Raw genomic sequence first — 16,329 nt, forward strand, 5'->3', positions numbered from 1 at the left:
CGCGGCCCTCCTAACCCGTTATACCGTCGACCTCAGGCGCATCGCTCCCAGAGACCGAGATGACAAGGCGGTTGGGCAGGCATACGATCTGCCCGCCGGAGCGGGAGACCCAGCCGATATGGACGCAGTCCTGGTTGGGGCAGCCGCTGTGGGCGATCCGGATGCGCCCGGGCTCCGCCTCCACAGTGATGGGATAGGGCGCGCCGGGCACCTCCAGCGTGACGGGGCCGGTGAGCGCAGTGAGCTCGATCTCTGCCACCAATTCATGATCTAAGACGATCCGGGCGGTCAAAAAGTTGCCGCTCCGGGGGCGGAAAAGAAACAAAAGAGATCCGGCGGCGGCCAGAACGGCCAGGACCACCAGCGCGTCCCAAAACGTGGGACGGGTACGCTCAGCGGCGGATGATCTCATAGGTGTACCCCGCCTCCTTACCTCGAAAATCCAGGCCGTCCTCCACCCCCTCGGTGATCCAGACGGAGCCGTCCTCCCGCACCAGGACCAGGTCAAAACCGGCGCCCTCCAGGCCGTGCGCCCTCCAGAGCCGGACAGACTGCTCCGCCCCCATGACGTAGCAGGCGGTGGACAGACCGTCCGCAAGCATTCCGTCAGAGGAAACCGCCGTTACAGAGAGCAGACCGCTTTCGGCCGGATAGCCGGTGGCGGGATCAAGAATATGGTGATAGGTGGTCCCATCCACCTCGAACTTCCGCTCATAGCTGCCGGAGGTGGAGCAGGTCTTATCGGAAAGGGAGAGGATACAAAAGTAGGTTTCAGTGTTGCGGGGGTCCTTGACACCGATGCGCCAGGGCGTGCCGTCGGGCCGCGTGCCCAGCGCCGTGAGGTTGCCGCCCAGATCCAATATGGCGGAGGTCACGCCGGAATCCGTCAGGAGGGGGACAAGGAGGTCGGCGGCGCGGCCCTTGGCCACCGCGCCCAGATCCACGGCCATGCCGGGGCCGTCCAGCCAGGCCAGCGGGGCCTCCGCGGAGCCGGACACGTGCAGCCTGCCGCTGTCCACCAGGGGCAGAAGAGCGTCCAGCTCCGTTCGGGAGGGCACCCGGAAGTCCGACTCCTGGAAAACGGAGGTGGTGCCGAAGCCCCAGGCGTCCATGATGGGGGCAATGGTGATGTCCAGGGCGCCGCCGGTCAGTGCGCCCAGCTCCCGGGCGCGGGAAAGGAGAGCGCCGGTTTCGGGGGCGACCTCTGTCTCCGGCGCCGGATCGCCTGCGGCGGCATTGAGACGGGAGACGTCGCTGGATGCCTTGGTGCGGGACCACAGGCCATCCAGACGGTTGATTGCCTGCTGGGCGGACAGCGCAGCGTCAGAGGCGTGTGAGCCGTAAAGCGTCAATGTCATCGTGGTGTTCATGGCAAAAAGCTGCTGGGTGACCGGCGTATCTGCGCCGGAACAGCCGGCAAGCAGAAACAGCGACAAAAAAAGGGGGAGCAGACGTTTCATACTATCCTCACAGCCGATTAAAAAAGATAAGATAATTGTATCATATTGGCCGGTTGATGACAACCTAAGCAGGGATATCCGTTTTTTCTAGTTGCAAACCCCGGCGATTTCTGATAGAATACCATCTGTTAGACTGGTCGTCCTGTGGACGCCGGGTCTCTGCGAGCATCGTACAAGGAGATGGATCCATGGATAAAGAGAAACGCGTGTCAGAAAAGCGCGCGGCACAAAGCCGGAAAGAGGATGCAGCCCTCAACCGGGTGCTGATCTGGTTCGGCGCCGCCGTGGTGGCAGAGCTTATTCTGCTTCTTCTGAACCGTTATTATATCAACGCCACCACCCGGCCGGGCGAGATTGAGTTCCAGGGCGCCCTGTTGGCGGCCTTTCCGGCCATTCTGGGGGTCACGGCGGGGGGCTTCGTGCTCTGTCTGGTGTGGCTGCTGTTCTGGCGCAGGGGTGGGAAAAACATTGTGCTTCCCGGATGTCTCACCGTGGCGTTTGGTATCCTGATGGTCATCGCGGCGGTCACTTATCGGTTCTATGCCTCCGGTGTGCAGCTCCTGTGCGGACTGGTTCCGGCCATTGCGGTGCTGGCACTGGTCTATTACCTCTATCAGCATGAGTTCTTTGCTGTGACGGTCCTCTCGGCTCTGGGTATCCTGGGGCTCTGGCTGTTCCGCAAGGCCAACGGCGGCCATGCTGCCGTAGTCTACGGCTATATGGCCGTGACGGCTGTGGTGCTGGTAGCGGCGGTGCTGGTCTGCCGCTCCATGCAGAAAAACGGCGGCGTCCTCCGCCTGGGCGGCCGCAGCATCCAGGTATTAGGCCGAAACGCGGGGTACGGGATGGTCTACCTCACATGTGGGATCGTAGCCGCTGCTTTGGCGGCGGCGCTGATCCTTGGGACCGCCGCTGCGTACTATCTCATTTTTGTGATGGTGGCTTGGCTCTTCGTGATGGCGGTCTATTACACTGTGAAGTTGATGTAACCTGGTAAAGGGCCGCCTCCGACATCGTCGGAGGCGGCCCTTTTTTAATTCTCCATCTCGATCGGGCTGAAGTACTTTTCCCGGTATTCGGCAAAGAGACGGTCGAACTCCTGATCTCCGCCGGCATGGAGATATTTGAGGTAAGTATGGGTGTCGGGCAGATGTTCACTGACGGGAGCGGTCGTACGGACAATGAGCATGGCCACGTTGGAGCAGTGGTCGGAGATACGCTCCAGATTGATCAGCAGTTCCAGGAACTGTGTGCCCAACTCGATGGTACAGGCCCCGGCCTTGAGTCGCTCAATATGTCGGTTTTTCAGCACCTCCTGCATGAGGTCCACCACTTCCTCCAGCGGTTCCACATGGAGGGCCAGGGCATGGTCCCGATTCCGATAGCAGGTCAGGGTGGTGTCCAAAGTCTCCATGACGGCGTCGGTAAGGCTCCGGATCTCATCTCTGGCCACGGGAGAAAAGGCGATGTCCCGCTGGTGCATGGTGGAGGCGATCTCGGAGACATTGACGGCGTAGTCGCCGATGCGCTCGAAATTGGTGAGGGTGTGGAGCAGCTCAGACACCAGGGCGCTCTCCGGGTCTGTGAGGGCCCGGTCCGTCAGCTTGACCAGATAGCTGTCCAGCGTGTTCTCCAGCTTGTCGATGGTGGCCTCATTTTCCTGGAGGCGCTCCAGCTTTTTTTCATCATAGTCGGAGAGCAGCTCCACGGCCAGAAGGAAATCTTCGCGGGCCTTCTCCCCCATGGTAATGACGGCGGTGCGGGCCTGGTCCAGAGCCACGGAGGGGGAGGAGAGAAAGCGCTCGTCCAGCAGGTTGAACTCGGGGGCCACGGTATCCCCGGGGACCAGTTTTTCCACGATTTTCACCAGAATCTTGTGGAAGGGCAGCAGCAGAGCGGTACAGGCGACATTAAAGCACAGGTGCAGATTGGCGATAGAGCCCCGGTTCATCACACTGTCCCAGAAGGTGAAGTGGAACAGGGTGTTGCCCACATATAGGAGCGCCAGGAAGAACAGGGTGCCGATCACGTTGAAGAGAAGATGGATCATGGCCGTCCGTTTGGCGTTTTTGCTGGCACCGATGGAGGAGAGAATGGCGGTGACGCAGGTACCGATATTCTGCCCCATGATAAGAGGGATGGCGGTGTAAAAGCGAACCACACCGGTGGAGCTCACGGCCTGGAGGATGCCCATAGAGGCCGAGGAGCTCTGGATCAGGGCGGTGACGGCGGCACCCGCCAGAATCCCCAGGAGGGGATTGGAGAAAGCGACGAAGAGCTCCTGGAATTCGGGCAGATCCTTAAGACCGGAGACCGCGCGCTCCATCGTGTTCATGCCGATAAAGAGAAGGCCCAGCCCCAGGATGATCTGCCCCACGATGCGTTTGCGCCCGCCGCGCAGGAACAGATACAGCACAACGCCCGCCGCAGCCAGGAGGGGTCCCAGTACGGAGGGCTTGAGCAGCAAAAGAAGCAGGTTGTCGGAGGAGATATCCCCCAGGCGCAGAAGCTGTGCCGTGACGGTGGTGCCGATATTGGCCCCCATGATGATGCCGACGGTTTGCTCCAGCTTCATGATGCCCGCGTTAACGAAGCCGACGCACATGACGGTGGTGGCGGCGGAGCTCTGGATCAATCCGGTGACCAGCGCGCCCAGCAGGACGCCCCGGAACACATTGCTGGTCAGCCGTTCCAATATGCCCTCCAGACGGCCGCTGGACAGCTTCTCCAAGCCGTCGGTCATGGTGGACATGCCGAAGAGGAAGGTAGCGATGGCTCCGATGAGGGTGATCACGTCCGTTATATTCACCTGTCTGCCTCCAAATCTGACTTCTCTGTCAAATTGCGTTAGGGGCGGCCGGAACGATGCTCCGGGCACGGAGATAGAGAGGATCGCCTCATTGCCCCAACATAAATTATATCCGTGTTTTCCGTAAACGTAAATCCCATGTAAAGCACTTTCCTCAAGTTTTACATTTCGGCTAAAACCGTGTGGGGGTTTTCGTAGAAATCGGTCAAAAACCTGGAGACGGCGGGAGAAGAGGACGACGACGGGGATACGGCCCTTGCGCAGAAAAAGCAGGGTTATCCTTGTCCTTTTCCGCAAGATGCGGTATGATAAAGACAAATCGGAGAGATCTGCTGGGAAACGCTCTTGCGGCACGAGGGCCGACATGAGATGGAAAGGAGAGCGCCCCATGGAGATGGAACTGGAACGCGCCGCGCTGGAGCTTGTGGAGAGGAAAGTGCGCGGATATGGGGAGCACCCGGGTCTGGGGCCGGACTGGGCTGCGCTGGCGGAGGGCACGGACTGGGCCGGAAAAGACTGCCTGGAGGCCCTGTACGGAAGGGCGCGGCTGTATGTGGACGGAATGGAGCTGATCCCGTCTTCCTTGGGAGAGGGGCTGTGTCTGGTGACGGGAACGGCCGCAGTGCGGGGGGAAGACCCCTCCCGCCGGACAGCGGCACTGCGGATTTCCGCGTTGTGCCTCTGTGTTGAAGATGAGATGCGGCTTCTGCACGTGCATACCTCGGTACAGGGGGAGCCCTCGGCCTCCGGACCGGAGCGGAGCCCCGCAGACGGATGGGGCCCGGGGGCCGACCTGCTGTCTCTGGATCTGCCCGGGGCCATCATCTGCTGCGACAATAGCCCGGAGCTGCGTCTTCTGCAATACAGCGAGGGATTTCTGCGCCTGGCCGGCTATACCCGTGAGGAGGTGCGTGACCGCTTTGACGGCCAATTGGCCGGAATGATTCTGCCCGAGGATCTGGAGCGTACGCGGGGACAGATTGGGGAGCAGCTCAGCCGAGGCGCCGACAGGGAAGTCGAATACCGCATCCGCCGGAAGGACGGGGCGGTGATCTGGGTCCTGGACAGAGGTCGTCTGGTGAGAAAGGGAGACGGGAAGGGTGCCTTCCACTGCATTCTCATGGATGAGACGCAGGACAAGCACGCCAGGCAAAAGCTCCAGGACAGTCTGGAGCGGTATCAGATCATCTCCTCCCAGACCAATGACGTGATCTTTGAATGGGATCTGGAGCATGACACAGTCAGATATTCCGAGAACTGGCGGCAGAAATTCGGATATCCTCCGCTGCTGGACACGCCGGAGGCGGGAACGCAGTGGGATGAACGGATCCATCCCGAGGATCGGGAAAACCTCTATGAGCTGGCACGGCGGGTGAAGAGCGGTGTGCCTTACGCGGAGGCGGAGGCGCGGATCTCAAACGCCGAGGGCCGCCACTCCTGGTACCGGATACGGATCACGCTTCAGCATCTGGAAGGGGGGACGCGCCGGAGGGCCGTGGGCATCGTCATCGACATCGACTCCATAAAGCGCCAGACTCAAAAGCTACGGCGCATGGCAGAGCAGGACACCCTCACCGGCATCTACAACAGGAGGACTGCCCAGGAACTGATCGCCCAGAAGCTGGAGGGTATGGTGCCGGGAGAGATGGGGGCGCTCTTTGTTCTGGACGTGGACGACTTCAAGCTGGTCAACGACCGATACGGTCATCTGGGCGGAGACGCGGTGCTCACTGATATTGCAGGGGCCCTCAAAGGGAGCTTCCGGGGGGAGGATATCGTGGTCCGCATCGGCGGAGATGAGTTCTGCGTCTACCTCTCCGGGGTCCGGAGCCGGGAGATTTTGGCGCAAAAGGCGGAGGAGATGCTGAAATTGTTCCGCCGCCTGATGGAACGGGAGGACAGGCACTGCCTCTCCTGCAGCATCGGCGTTGCCGTGAGCCCGCAGGATGGAGAGGACTATCACAGCCTCTTTCGAAATGCGGACGCCGCCCTCTACTGTGCAAAAGACAAGGGAAAGAACCAGGTTACCTTTTATGTGCATGGTATGGGCTGGTCAGAGCGAAAGGGGACGACCCTGGTCCGGGAGCGGGGAGAGATCGAATCGGAGCGGGGCGAAGGCTTCCAGTCCGGAGATCTGGCCGGGTATGTATTCCGGACGCTGTATGAGGCGGACGATGTGGGGAAGGCCATCGCACTTTTGCTGGAGATTATCGGGAAAAAGATGCGCGTGAGCCGCGCCTATATTTTTGAGCTGGAGGAGGACGGACAGTATCTGCGCAACACATTTGAATGGTGTGATGAGCAGACGCAGCCGGAGATCGGCAACCTGCAGCGCGTAGAGCTGGAATCGATCAAGGACTCCGTCGACGTGCTGAAGGAAAGGGGTGCACTATATATCCGGGATGTCTCCAAACTGCCCAAGGAGAGCGGCACACGGATGATCTTGGAACCCCAGGGCATTCACGCTATGCTCCAGTGCGCAGTCCGCAGTGGCGGCACGTTCAAGGGGACGGTGGGGTTCGATGAGTGCCGGGGGGCCTATGTCTGGACAAAGGAGCAGGTGGAGGTACTCTCTTTGGTCGCAGACATCGTGGGGACGTTCTTGGTCCGCTACCGGGCGCGGGAGAAGGCGGAGCGGGTGGCAGAGGACCTGACCGCGATCCTGAATCATCAGCAGGCGTGTATTTATGTGGTGGATCCTGACACCCACGCGGTCCTGTTCGTTAACGACAGAACGAGAAAAGCGGCACCCGAACTGCGGCTGGGCGACACTTGCTACCGTGCCTTTTTCGGCAATGACACCCCCTGCCCGGTCTGTCCTCTGGGGGATGAGCAGGCGGACGGGACAGGCAGGCGCATCTTCAGCCGTCTGCTGGGCCGGGAGGTAGAGGCGGTGGCGACCGAGATCCCCTGGCGGGGGAGGCGGGGGGCTTATCTGATCTCGTGCTACCCGGTGGAGGGAGAGGGAGGAGGCAGTGGATGAAAACGGAACTGGAGACGCTGCAGAGCTGGTTGGACGGCAGCGACGACATCGTCTTTTTCGGAGGAGCCGGAGTATCCACCGAGAGCGGGATCCCGGATTTCAGGAGCGTGGACGGGCTCTACAACCAGAGCTATCGCTATCCGCCGGAGACGATCATCAGCCATAGCTTTTTTGAACGGGACCCGGAGGAGTTTTATCGCTTTTATAAGGACAGGATGCTCTATCTGGACGCGGCGCCCAATGCCGCCCATCGAAAACTGGCGGAGCTGGAGCGCGCGGGCAGGTTGCGTGCGGTGATCACACAGAACATAGACGGGCTCCACCAGGCTGCGGGCAGCCGGGAGGTACTGGAACTCCACGGCTCCGTCCACCGTAACTACTGCACTAGGTGCGGCAGGGAATTTGACGCCCGCTATGTCAAGAAGGCGGAAGGCGTTCCCGTGTGCGACGCCTGCGGCGGGATGCTCAAGCCGGATGTGGTCCTCTATGAGGAGGCGCTGGACAGCGATCTTATGTACCGGGCGGTAGACTATATTCGGCGGGCGGAGGTGTTGATCATCGGAGGCACCTCTCTGGTGGTATATCCGGCGGCCGGACTGGTGAACTACTACCAGGGTGATAAGCTGGTCCTCATCAATAAGAGCCCCACCGCTATGGACATGCGGGCCGATCTGGTCATCTCCGGCCCCATCGGCGAGGTGCTTGGGCAGATCCAAGTGAACTGACCGGACAGCCGGACGACCTGCGGGTCGTCCGGCTCTTTTTTAATATTTTTATTGAAAAACAGTAAAAATATATTGACATACAGAGATATGAATGGTATGATGGCCGCAAGAAGGGGGAAAGTCCCATGGAAAAAACAGGGGTACAGAGACTGGCCGGCGTGCTGAAGGTCCTGGTGACCATTACCTTTATCTGCAATCTTGCGGCGCTTCCCGTGGTGCCTGTTCTTGTCATGATCGGGAGGGAGGGACTGGGACTTTTGGGCCTGTTCTCTTCTGACCCGGGACTGGGCGGCCTCCTGCTTTTGGCGCGGGCGGGGGAGATGAACGAATATGGATATGTGCTGTCCGTATTTCTGGTGTTTTGCGGAGGATGCACCGCCGTGATCCTCTGGCAGGGACGAAGGGTCCTCAACACCATTCTGGCGGGCGATCCCTTCGCCATGCCCAACGCCCGCAATCTGCGCAGGGCGGCGGTGTGCTGCTTTCTGATCGCGGCGGCGGCGCTGGTCCGGACGGTGTGGGGCTTCGGCTATTACGCCTCTCTCAGGCCGCTGTTCACCTATAACGCCCTCTTCTGCCCGGTTTTTCTGATGGGAGGGCTGCTGTGCCTGGTCATGTCCGCGCTCTTCCGCCAGGCGGCGGAGCTGAAAGCGGAAAACGACCTGACGATTTAGGGGGCGGGACCATGCCGATTGTAGTCAACCTGGATGTGGTGATGGCAAAGCGAAAAATGAGCCTGAACGAGCTGGCCCAACGGGTGGACATCACCCTGGCCAATCTGTCCATTCTGAAGAATAACCACGCCAAAGCGGTCCGCTTTACCACACTGGAGGCCATTTGCAGGGCGCTGGACTGCCAGCCGGGAGACATTCTGGAATATGTGCCGGAGGAGACGACGAAATAGGGGAACGCCAGCCGGAGGCGCGGCCGCCGTGCGCCTCCGGTATTTGTCACGATATGAAATACCATAAAATTAAAAATATGAAAAATAAAGGGTGATATAGATGACGGAATCCAATGCGCTGCCAATGCCCTCCCACCCGGCGGGGAGCAGGAGGCACTACCAAACGGACGGCAGGGAACGGGTGCTGCTGGTGCTGGCGCTGGGGCTGGGCTTTCTGACGGCGGACCTGTGCCTGGCGATGTGGTACGGGGTACCGGCGCTGGGGGTCACGCTGCTGGTACTGCTCTGGGAAGGAACACTGCTGTGGTATGCCAGGGAGGGGACCGGGCTTCCGGAGAAGGCAAAGCGGGGGGCGGGCCTGGGCCTGACTGTGGCGGTGGTGCTGCTGGGACTGTGCTTTTCGCTGTGCGTGAGCTGGCTCTGGCTGCTGAACGCCCTCGCTCTGCTGGCCCTGCTGGTCCTGCAAATGTTTCAGCTCTTCGGTCCGGCGCGGCGGGCGTGGAGTTCTCCGCTTATGCTGGCCGAGCGGGGCTTCCTGCTCCTGGACGGCCTGTTCGGACAGCTCGGCGCTCCTTTCCAACTGCTCTTGTCCAGGAAACGGGAGCGGGGCCGCCGGCGGCGCTGCATCCTGCTTGGGCTGTGCTGTGTGATCCCGCTGCTGATGCTGGTGGCGCCCCTTCTGGCCTCTGCGGACGCGCTGTTCGACCGGCTGACGGCGGAGACGCTCCGATTCCTCTATGAGCACTTTGGGAGCCTGCTGGGCAGGCTGGTGCTGGGACTGTTTTTGGCTCCCTTTCTCTTCAGTCTGCTCTACTTCCTCCGCAGGGGGGAGGCACGGGCGACCGGGGCGGGGCAGGCGGGAACCTTTGTGGTCGACCCGGCCCTGCCGGTGACGGTGCTGCTTCCCCTGGACCTCCTCTATGTCCTGTTTGCCGCGGTGCAGTCCGCTGCCCTCTTTAGGGGGAGCGCCTATCTGGAGGCGGCAGGAATCAGCTATGCGGAGTATGCCCGCAGCGGGTTTTTCCAGCTTGTATGGGTGTCCTGTATCAACCTGGCGGTGGTGGTGGCGGCGGTCCACTTCTGCCGCAGAGAGGGAAAGCTGTGGCTGGTGGTCTGGGCCCTCTCTACGGGGATGGTCGCCCTCTCCTGCCTCATGCTGGTCTCCGCGGCCTGGCGCATGACGCTCTATGTGAGCACCTACGGACTGTCCGTCAAGCGCCTGCTCACCTACTGGGGAATGGCCCTGCTGGCGGTATTTTTCGGGGCGGCACTCCTCAAGATCTGGCGCCGGGACTTCGGATTCTTCCGGGTGCTGCTGGCGGCAGGCGTAAGCGGATGGCTGCTGCTCAACCTCCTCCGCGTGGACGCGGTGGTAGCGGAGTACAATGTGGAGGCCTACCTGACAGGCAATATCTCTGCCCTGGATGTGGCATACCTGGCCGGACTCTCCGACGAGGCGCTGCCCTCACTGGCACGGCTGCCGGCGGATATGTCCGTATACGAGTACGAGGAAGGGAATACCGTGGGGCGGCTGCTGGAAGAGAGAAGGGTACATGCGGCCCGGATGGCGGGGAGCTGGCGCACATGGAATCTGGCGTCATGGAGGGCGGCCCGGAGCGGTTGAAAAAAGCGGTGCAGTTTTTGTAAACTGCACCGCTTTTCAGAATTTGTCTGTATGGCAGCCCTGTGCCCGGTGTTTGGGAGGGGCAACTATTTTGGGGCAAGTCCTAGTCGTCTTCCGCCAGAATAATCCGCCCGTCCTCGATGTGGTCCACCGTGACCAGGGATTCCACCCGCATGCCCATACGGCGCAGAACGTCTCCTCCATCCTTGGTGGCCTTTTCAATGGCGACGCCGATCCCGGCGATTTCGGCCCCCGCCTTGGAGGCGATTTCCAGGAGGCCCAGGATAGCCTGCCCGCTGGCCAAAATGTCGTCCACTAGCAGGACCCGGTCATCCTCATCCAGATACCGCCGGGAGACCCGGATGGTATAGGACTTCTCCATAGAAAAGGAGTGGACCTCCGCGGTGTAGACCGAGGGGTCAATGTAGCCGGTCTGGAACTTCTTGGCATATACCGCCGGAACGCCCAGGGCCAGGGCCGTAAAGCAGGCGACGGCAATCCCGGAGGATTCCACTGTGAGGACCTTGGTGATCTTTTCCCCTCTGAAGCGTTTGGCCAGAGCCCTGCCCACCCGCTCCAGAAGCGCCACGTCCATGCAGTGGTTGAGAAACATATCCACCCGGATGATGTCCCCGTCTCCCAGCTCTGCGTCTTTTAAAATGCGTTTTTTCAGCTCATCCATAGTGTGTCAGATTTCCTCCGTTATTTCATAGCAAGATGAGGGGTCGATGGGATCGGGCCGGCGCAGAGGCGGATGAACCACTCGAAAAGAAGGGCACCGTCCGCGGCGTCTGGCCTGCGCATAGCGTAGCTCATTCGCTCGGGGTGGAACTGCACGGAAAAAAGAGGGAGGGTTTCGTGTTCGAGCGCTTCCGCAATCCCGACTTCCGACCAGGCCGTGAGGTGCAGACCGTCTCCAAGCCGGTCCACGGCCTGGTGGTGGGAGCTGTTGGAGGAAAAGACTGGCCCGTAAAGGCGGCGGAGCAGGGAGTTTTCCTCTGTCCGCAGCGGGTGGATTCTGTCCACATCTGTGCCGGGCGTCCGACGGTGGAACAGGTTCCGCTCCGGTCCGAGGTCCTGGAGCAGGGAACCGCCTAGGACCACATTCAATACCTGGTGCCCCCGGCAGATGCCGAAGATAGGCTTTCCAGCCGCGGCATAGGCCTCCGCGAGAGCGAACTCGGCGGCATCCCGGTCGGGATCGATGCCGAGTGAGCCGCAGTTTTTCTGGCCATAGCGGTCGGGATCAATATCCTCGCCGCCGCAGAGCAGCAGGCCGTCATACCCGGCGTCAGGCTGGGGACAATAGCCGCCCGCCACGCTGCCCCCGGCCCGGAGAACCGCGTTTTCATAGTTTTGCCAGCCTGAGCGGGAGGCTGAGAGCAGAATGCAAGGGCGTTCCATAGATGCTTCCTCCCGAGAAAAGGGATGTCCAGACTCCCATTATACCTGAAACAGCGGAGAACTGCAAGTGGACGCCGCCTGAGTCCCTTTTAACTTAATGTGTTGGCGGCCCAAACTTCGGCAATTTCACTGATCGTTGAAACGAGAGGAAACATATGGTAAAATAGTCGAAAGACAAACTGGAATTTGCATGGGCATTAGAAAATAAAACCATTAGAGGCTGATTAAAAATGGAAGAGGATTGTGAAGAATTGGAAAGTTTAAGCCGTGAACAGCAAATATTTGAGAAATATCCTGTCAGAAAAGCTGTTGCGGCAATGGCAATTCCAACGGTTATCAGTCAGGTAATAACGGTTATTTATAATCTTGCGGATACCTGGTATGTAGGACTTACCGGAAATGCGGCGACGGTTGCGGCAATATCGTTGTGCTTGCCCGTATACTGTATCATGACCGCTATCGGAAATCTTTTCGGCATTGGAGGCTCCAGTGTAATAGCAAGAGCAATCGGCGCAAAAAGGACTGACCGGGCTCAGGCGGCATATTCTCTTGCACTCAGGGGCGCATTTCTTGTCACAGTTATTTATTCGCTTGCGCTGCTATTGTTCGCAAGGCCGCTTCTGCTGATGATTGGCGGTGAAGCAGACAGTATTGATTATGCCGTTTGGTACACTCGGATCACCATGATCATCGGCGGTATTCCTACCATTTTGTCTGCTATACTTGCGCATTTAATCAGAAGCACAGGACAACCAAAAATTGCAAGCTTCGGTATTACGCTGGGGGCAATTCTGAATATGGTTTTAGACCCCCTGTTTATGTTTGTGATTTTGCCAAAGGGTAACGAAGTAATCGGAGCTGCGATTGCCACTGCGCTTTCCAATTGCGTTGCAATGATATATTTCATCGCGTATGTGTGCAGAAACAGAAGCACGGAAGTATTTCGATTTTCTCTGCCGAAGCATACAGAAAACGGTAAAATATTGTCAGATATATTAAAATGCGGACTGCCGAGCTTTACATTGCTTGGAGCAAGCCAGATATCCAACTTGGTTTTAAACAGTATGCTGGGTCATATGGGTTCTTCTGCTGCTATTGCAGGTATAGGTGTTGTTCGCAAGATTGATTCGCTTGCTTATTCGGTGAATCAGGGAATTACGCAGGGCATGCTTCCTATTGTAGCTTACTGCTTTGCAGCAAATAACCATAAGCGAATGAAATCGGTCATCGGGTTTTCAACGGTTTGTACGGTTGGGTTCTCCCTCGTAAGCAGTATATGTTCTTTTGCTTTTGCACCATATTTAATTCGCTTCTTTATTGATGATTCCACAACAATTTTTTATGGTACAAAATTTTTGAGAGTTCTGTGTATTGCCGTAGCGATATATCCGGCTTTGTTTGTCATTATAGCTGTCTTTCAGGCAGTAGGACAAAGTAAAAAACCGTTTTTGCTGTCTTTATTACATAAAGGTTCTTTTGATATTCCACTGTTCTTTGTAATAAGACAACTGTTCGGAACAGAATACATTCTTTGGGCATCACCGATTATGGCTTTTATAGCGCTTACAATAGCAGGTATTATGCTATGGAAGTGGTTGCGTGAATGTTCATAAGACTGTAAAATTATAGAGGGAATAACAGAATGTAGCTTATATGAAGTAAATTCATATAGAATGAAATCAACACATTAAGATAAAAGGGGATAAGGTACGATAATTTGCGCAACTTATCGTACCTTATCCGGACGGGGGAACCGGCGGATATGGTGCGGAAAATTATGTGGTCGAGGTCTCTGAGAGGGATTCCCCGCAGGAGGGGTATTCCTGGGTGTCCCACACAAAGCCGGACTCGGACATCTGGGTGTCGGTGAGGAGGAGCCCTTCGGCACGGGAGGGGTCCACGTGGCGGTGGACATTCTGCTCCACCGTAACGATGGTCCAGAACCTGGGGGTCCCTTCCAGCGTCCCATCCACCACAGTACACTCCACACCGGCCAGGTCGCAGAGCAGCTTATAGGCCAATGCCAGCCCCTCGCTGTCCGCCTGGCCCTCTACCAGGGCGGCATAAGCGGTGGAACCCGATACGGAAGGCGCCGGGAGCGGCGCGTCCTGCGCTTCTCCCAGCCCGGTATGCTCCCGCAGGGCGCGGTACAGGACGGGAATGAGGGCGGAATCCCGCAGGCCAGTGCGGTAGGGGTCCACCAGGACCTGTGCGGCGGAGGTGAGGGCCTGACTCTTTTCCCGCAGGAGCTCCGGCTCCTCTGGATAGGTGAAGAGCACCTCCACCACCCGCTGCTGACCGCTTTCGGGATAGAGGTTCACCACGGCCTCCGGCAGACCCAGGGCGGCGGCGGGACTGTCGTAGTAGGCCTGACGGATGAGCCGGGGAATGTAGTCGTCCCCCTGGGCCTGGTCGAAGTAGTTGACGCGGAAGGCGGTCTCCGGCACGAAGGAGGTGAGGGCGTCCCGAAGTTCTCCGCGGATGGCGCCGCTGCCTGCGACGGTGTTGACGGAGGCCACCTGCTCGGCGGTGCGGCGGTAATCGATACTGACCGTAGCCTCGTAGTAGGTGGCGATGCGGACGAACTCAGGCTTGATCCGGTCCACTGCATAGGCGCCCAGAGGATCGTCGTGGCTCACCTCATCACAGGCGTCCGAGAGATTTTGCCGCACATTTCCCTCCCAGTTACGCAGTCGGATCACGCCGGATTCCCGGTGCTCGGACACCAGGCTGAAAATGGCGTCCACCAGTTCCGGGTATGTCTCCACCCACACGGTGGTGGAGTCATCGGCAGCCGCCGGCAGCCTGGCGTGGGGCGTGACCGACAGATAATCCCGCTCCAGCATGGCGGCGCAGCCCGTGAGGGACAGAGACAGACACAGGCACAGTGCAAGAAGCCGCTTTTTCACGGGCACACCTCCTTTTTGATGCGTCAAGGGAGTCAGAAACCCAGGTCCTCATCCACCAGCACCACCTCGAAGTCCATCGAGGAGGGCTTGCGCCAGTAGACTACCAGCGCGCTGCAAATGCGCTCTGGGCTCTTGCAGTCATAGCACTTGTCGCCCTTGACAGCGCAGGGCGTTTTTTTCTGGAGGCGCTGGGCATTTTTGGGCCCGGCAATATTCCGGGCCCGCCAGAGGGCCGCGTCGTAATCGGGGGCCAGCTTGTTCCGCCCCACGATGAAATAGACCTTTTTGTGGCCGTAGAGGCCGGAGGCCACCCGGTTGCCGGTGCCGTCGATATTGATGATCTCGCCGGTCTCGGCCAGACCGTTGACAGAGGAGAGGTATATCTGGGTCTCAGACGCCTCCTGAGCAGTCCCGCCGGCCCAATGCCAGACGATCCGGTTATGCGTCCCCAGCCGCTCGGCAAGGCCCATATCCCGGATGGTCACAGAGCCGCCGATCCCAATGCTCTCTCCGTCCAGCGTGCGGTCGAGGTAGTCGCAGGCCTCCGCCGCGGTGGCGAAGCAGGAGACGGTGAAGCCCCGTGCCTCTAAGTGTTCTCTTACCCGTGCAAAGTTGGCCATCAAGGGTCGCTCCCTTCTTTACAGATCGTTTTGTTTGTACTCCCGAAAACCCTCGCCCATGACCTCATGGGCATCGCATACGATGAGGAAGGCGGCGGGGTCCAGCTCCTTCACCAGCTGCTTCATCGTGACGATCTGCCGCTGCTTGAAGGCGCACATGAGCACTTGCTTTTCCTGACCGGACCAGGCACCCTCGCCGTGGAGGATGGTAACGCCCCGGTCCAGGTCCCGCACCAGGGTGTCGGCGATCTCCTTATGCCGGTCGCTGATGATATAGGCCACCTTGGCGGTGTCCAGGCCGTAGAGCACCATATCCATCACCATGGAGGAGATGTACAGTGCCACCACGCCGTACAGGGCGCTGTCCACATTGCCGAAGGCGGCGGCCACGGCCAGAATGACTACGAGATCAATGACCATCAGCAGCTTGCCCATGGGCAGCCAGGCCATTTTCAGCTTCAGCAGCCGGGCGATGAGGTCGGTACCGCCGGTGGTGGCGCCCTGAAGGAAGACCACGCCCAGGGAGAGACCCATGAGGACGCCGCCGTAAATGGTGGCCAGCATGGGATCCATGGGCTGGAAGGTATAGATGGCGTTCAGGGCGTCGATGGCCGCGGAGGAGACGAACATGGCGAAGAGAGAGGTCACCAGCAGGTGCCCTCCAATGAACTTCCACCCCAGGATGAAGAGGGGAATGTTCAGGATGATGACCACCGTGCCGATGGGAGCCCAGGGGAGGATGGCATTGATGATCTGGCCCACGCCGGTGATGCCGCCGAAACCGATGTGGTTGGGCGCGTAGCACCAGTTGAAGCCGAACGCATAGACGACGGAGGCCAGGGTGATCCAGACATAGGTCAAAAAGGTTTTTCCCGGAGATTGTTTCATAGC

Annotated in this window: 15 protein-coding genes; 7 read left to right on the forward strand and 8 right to left on the reverse strand. The window is 59.1% G+C overall.

Features of this window, described 5'->3' with window-relative positions:
• Positions 1 to 10: 10 nt before the first annotated feature.
• Together ABUA09_RS11325 and ABUA09_RS11330 are read right to left on the reverse strand one after the other, a co-directional pair.
• Positions 11 to 412, reverse strand: coding sequence for a NusG domain II-containing protein (locus ABUA09_RS11325; protein ID WP_058117332.1), 402 nt, complete (start codon positions 410 to 412; stop codon positions 11 to 13).
• On the reverse strand, positions 393 to 1,460 hold the full coding sequence (locus tag ABUA09_RS11330) for an FAD:protein FMN transferase (protein WP_195615119.1): 1,068 nt from the start codon (positions 1,458 to 1,460) through the stop codon (positions 393 to 395). The genes ABUA09_RS11325 and ABUA09_RS11330 overlap by 20 nt, the downstream gene beginning before the upstream one ends.
• Positions 1,461 to 1,648: 188 nt before the next feature.
• On the opposite strand from ABUA09_RS11330, the gene ABUA09_RS11335 reads away from it, so the two are divergent.
• Positions 1,649 to 2,449 (forward strand): hypothetical protein, encoded by an 801-nt coding sequence (locus ABUA09_RS11335; protein WP_195615118.1) that lies wholly within the window; start codon positions 1,649 to 1,651, stop codon positions 2,447 to 2,449.
• A 44-nt stretch (positions 2,450 to 2,493) separates the two neighbouring features.
• Here the strand turns inward: ABUA09_RS11335 and ABUA09_RS11340 are convergent, their stop codons facing one another.
• Entirely contained in the window at positions 2,494 to 4,269 is a 1,776-nt protein-coding gene (locus ABUA09_RS11340; RefSeq protein ID WP_338135495.1) for a Na/Pi cotransporter family protein, read from the reverse strand.
• Between the two features lie 388 nt (positions 4,270 to 4,657).
• On the opposite strand from ABUA09_RS11340, the gene ABUA09_RS11345 reads away from it, so the two are divergent.
• From ABUA09_RS11345 to ABUA09_RS11365, 5 genes are all read left to right on the forward strand, one after another.
• Positions 4,658 to 7,252 (forward strand): diguanylate cyclase domain-containing protein, encoded by a 2,595-nt coding sequence (locus ABUA09_RS11345; protein ID WP_349949368.1) that lies wholly within the window; start codon positions 4,658 to 4,660, stop codon positions 7,250 to 7,252.
• Positions 7,249 to 7,977, forward strand: a complete 729-nt coding sequence (locus ABUA09_RS11350) for an NAD-dependent protein deacylase (RefSeq protein ID WP_195416827.1) — start codon at positions 7,249 to 7,251, stop codon at positions 7,975 to 7,977. The genes ABUA09_RS11345 and ABUA09_RS11350 overlap by 4 nt, the downstream gene beginning before the upstream one ends.
• A 125-nt stretch (positions 7,978 to 8,102) precedes the next feature.
• Positions 8,103 to 8,651 carry a DUF2975 domain-containing protein gene (locus ABUA09_RS11355; protein ID WP_075703560.1) on the forward strand — a complete coding sequence of 183 codons (549 nt, stop codon included), beginning with the start codon at positions 8,103 to 8,105 and terminating at the stop codon, positions 8,649 to 8,651.
• Positions 8,652 to 8,662: 11 nt separating this feature from the next.
• Positions 8,663 to 8,881, forward strand: coding sequence for a helix-turn-helix domain-containing protein (locus ABUA09_RS11360; protein ID WP_033117791.1), 219 nt, complete (start codon positions 8,663 to 8,665; stop codon positions 8,879 to 8,881).
• A 100-nt stretch (positions 8,882 to 8,981) separates the two neighbouring features.
• Complete coding sequence (locus tag ABUA09_RS11365) at positions 8,982 to 10,505, forward strand: DUF4153 domain-containing protein (protein WP_349949369.1); 1,524 nt, start codon at positions 8,982 to 8,984, stop codon at positions 10,503 to 10,505.
• Between the two features lie 103 nt (positions 10,506 to 10,608).
• Here the strand turns inward: ABUA09_RS11365 and ABUA09_RS11370 are convergent, their stop codons facing one another.
• A complete protein-coding gene (locus ABUA09_RS11370) occupies positions 10,609 to 11,187 on the reverse strand; it encodes a xanthine phosphoribosyltransferase (protein WP_033117793.1) in 579 nt (192 codons plus the stop codon).
• 20 nt (positions 11,188 to 11,207) lie between these two features.
• Positions 11,208 to 11,909 carry a gamma-glutamyl-gamma-aminobutyrate hydrolase family protein gene (locus ABUA09_RS11375; protein WP_195615113.1) on the reverse strand — a complete coding sequence of 234 codons (702 nt, stop codon included), beginning with the start codon at positions 11,907 to 11,909 and terminating at the stop codon, positions 11,208 to 11,210.
• Between the two features lie 230 nt (positions 11,910 to 12,139).
• Between ABUA09_RS11375 and ABUA09_RS11380 the strand changes: the two genes are divergently transcribed.
• The gene (locus ABUA09_RS11380; RefSeq protein ID WP_195615112.1) at positions 12,140 to 13,522 is read left to right on the forward strand and encodes an MATE family efflux transporter; all 1,383 of its coding nucleotides are present in this window, start codon (positions 12,140 to 12,142) and stop codon (positions 13,520 to 13,522) included.
• Between the two features lie 162 nt (positions 13,523 to 13,684).
• On the opposite strand, the gene ABUA09_RS11385 is transcribed toward ABUA09_RS11380, so the two are convergent.
• Genes ABUA09_RS11385 through ABUA09_RS11395 form a run of 3 tightly spaced genes read right to left on the reverse strand, consistent with a single transcriptional unit; the run spans position 13,685 to position 16,326 of the window.
• Positions 13,685 to 14,818: a hypothetical protein gene (locus ABUA09_RS11385; RefSeq protein ID WP_349949370.1), complete on the reverse strand. Its 1,134-nt coding sequence runs from the start codon at positions 14,816 to 14,818 to the stop codon at positions 13,685 to 13,687.
• Between the two features lie 32 nt (positions 14,819 to 14,850).
• Positions 14,851 to 15,438 carry a lactate utilization protein gene (locus ABUA09_RS11390; RefSeq protein WP_033117795.1) on the reverse strand — a complete coding sequence of 196 codons (588 nt, stop codon included), beginning with the start codon at positions 15,436 to 15,438 and terminating at the stop codon, positions 14,851 to 14,853.
• 18 nt (positions 15,439 to 15,456) lie between these two features.
• A complete protein-coding gene (locus ABUA09_RS11395) occupies positions 15,457 to 16,326 on the reverse strand; it encodes a YitT family protein (protein ID WP_033117796.1) in 870 nt (289 codons plus the stop codon).
• Positions 16,327 to 16,329: the final 3 nt, after the last annotated feature.

It is taken from the genome of Intestinimonas sp. RTP31139st1_F5_RTP31139_211217 (genome assembly GCF_040226735.1).
GTDB lineage: Bacteria > Bacillota > Clostridia > Oscillospirales > Oscillospiraceae > Intestinimonas > Intestinimonas butyriciproducens.

Excerpts from the sequence above, each read along its gene's own strand:
- ABUA09_RS11325 (WP_058117332.1), bottom strand. The coding sequence starts at position 412 with ATGAGATCATCCGCCGCTGAGCGTACCCGTCCCACGTTTTGGGACGCG.
- ABUA09_RS11330 (WP_195615119.1), bottom strand. The coding sequence starts at position 1,460 with ATGAAACGTCTGCTCCCCCTTTTTTTGTCGCTGTTTCTGCTTGCCGGC.
- ABUA09_RS11335 (WP_195615118.1), top strand. The coding sequence starts at position 1,649 with ATGGATAAAGAGAAACGCGTGTCAGAAAAGCGCGCGGCACAAAGCCGG.
- ABUA09_RS11345 (WP_349949368.1), top strand. The coding sequence starts at position 4,658 with ATGGAGATGGAACTGGAACGCGCCGCGCTGGAGCTTGTGGAGAGGAAA.
- ABUA09_RS11350 (WP_195416827.1), top strand. The coding sequence starts at position 7,249 with ATGAAAACGGAACTGGAGACGCTGCAGAGCTGGTTGGACGGCAGCGAC.
- ABUA09_RS11355 (WP_075703560.1), top strand. The coding sequence starts at position 8,103 with ATGGAAAAAACAGGGGTACAGAGACTGGCCGGCGTGCTGAAGGTCCTG.
- ABUA09_RS11360 (WP_033117791.1), top strand. The coding sequence starts at position 8,663 with ATGCCGATTGTAGTCAACCTGGATGTGGTGATGGCAAAGCGAAAAATG.
- ABUA09_RS11365 (WP_349949369.1), top strand. The coding sequence starts at position 8,982 with ATGACGGAATCCAATGCGCTGCCAATGCCCTCCCACCCGGCGGGGAGC.
- ABUA09_RS11370 (WP_033117793.1), bottom strand. The coding sequence starts at position 11,187 with ATGGATGAGCTGAAAAAACGCATTTTAAAAGACGCAGAGCTGGGAGAC.
- ABUA09_RS11375 (WP_195615113.1), bottom strand. The coding sequence starts at position 11,909 with ATGGAACGCCCTTGCATTCTGCTCTCAGCCTCCCGCTCAGGCTGGCAA.
- ABUA09_RS11380 (WP_195615112.1), top strand. The coding sequence starts at position 12,140 with ATGGAAGAGGATTGTGAAGAATTGGAAAGTTTAAGCCGTGAACAGCAA.
- ABUA09_RS11390 (WP_033117795.1), bottom strand. The coding sequence starts at position 15,438 with ATGGCCAACTTTGCACGGGTAAGAGAACACTTAGAGGCACGGGGCTTC.
- ABUA09_RS11395 (WP_033117796.1), bottom strand. The coding sequence starts at position 16,326 with ATGAAACAATCTCCGGGAAAAACCTTTTTGACCTATGTCTGGATCACC.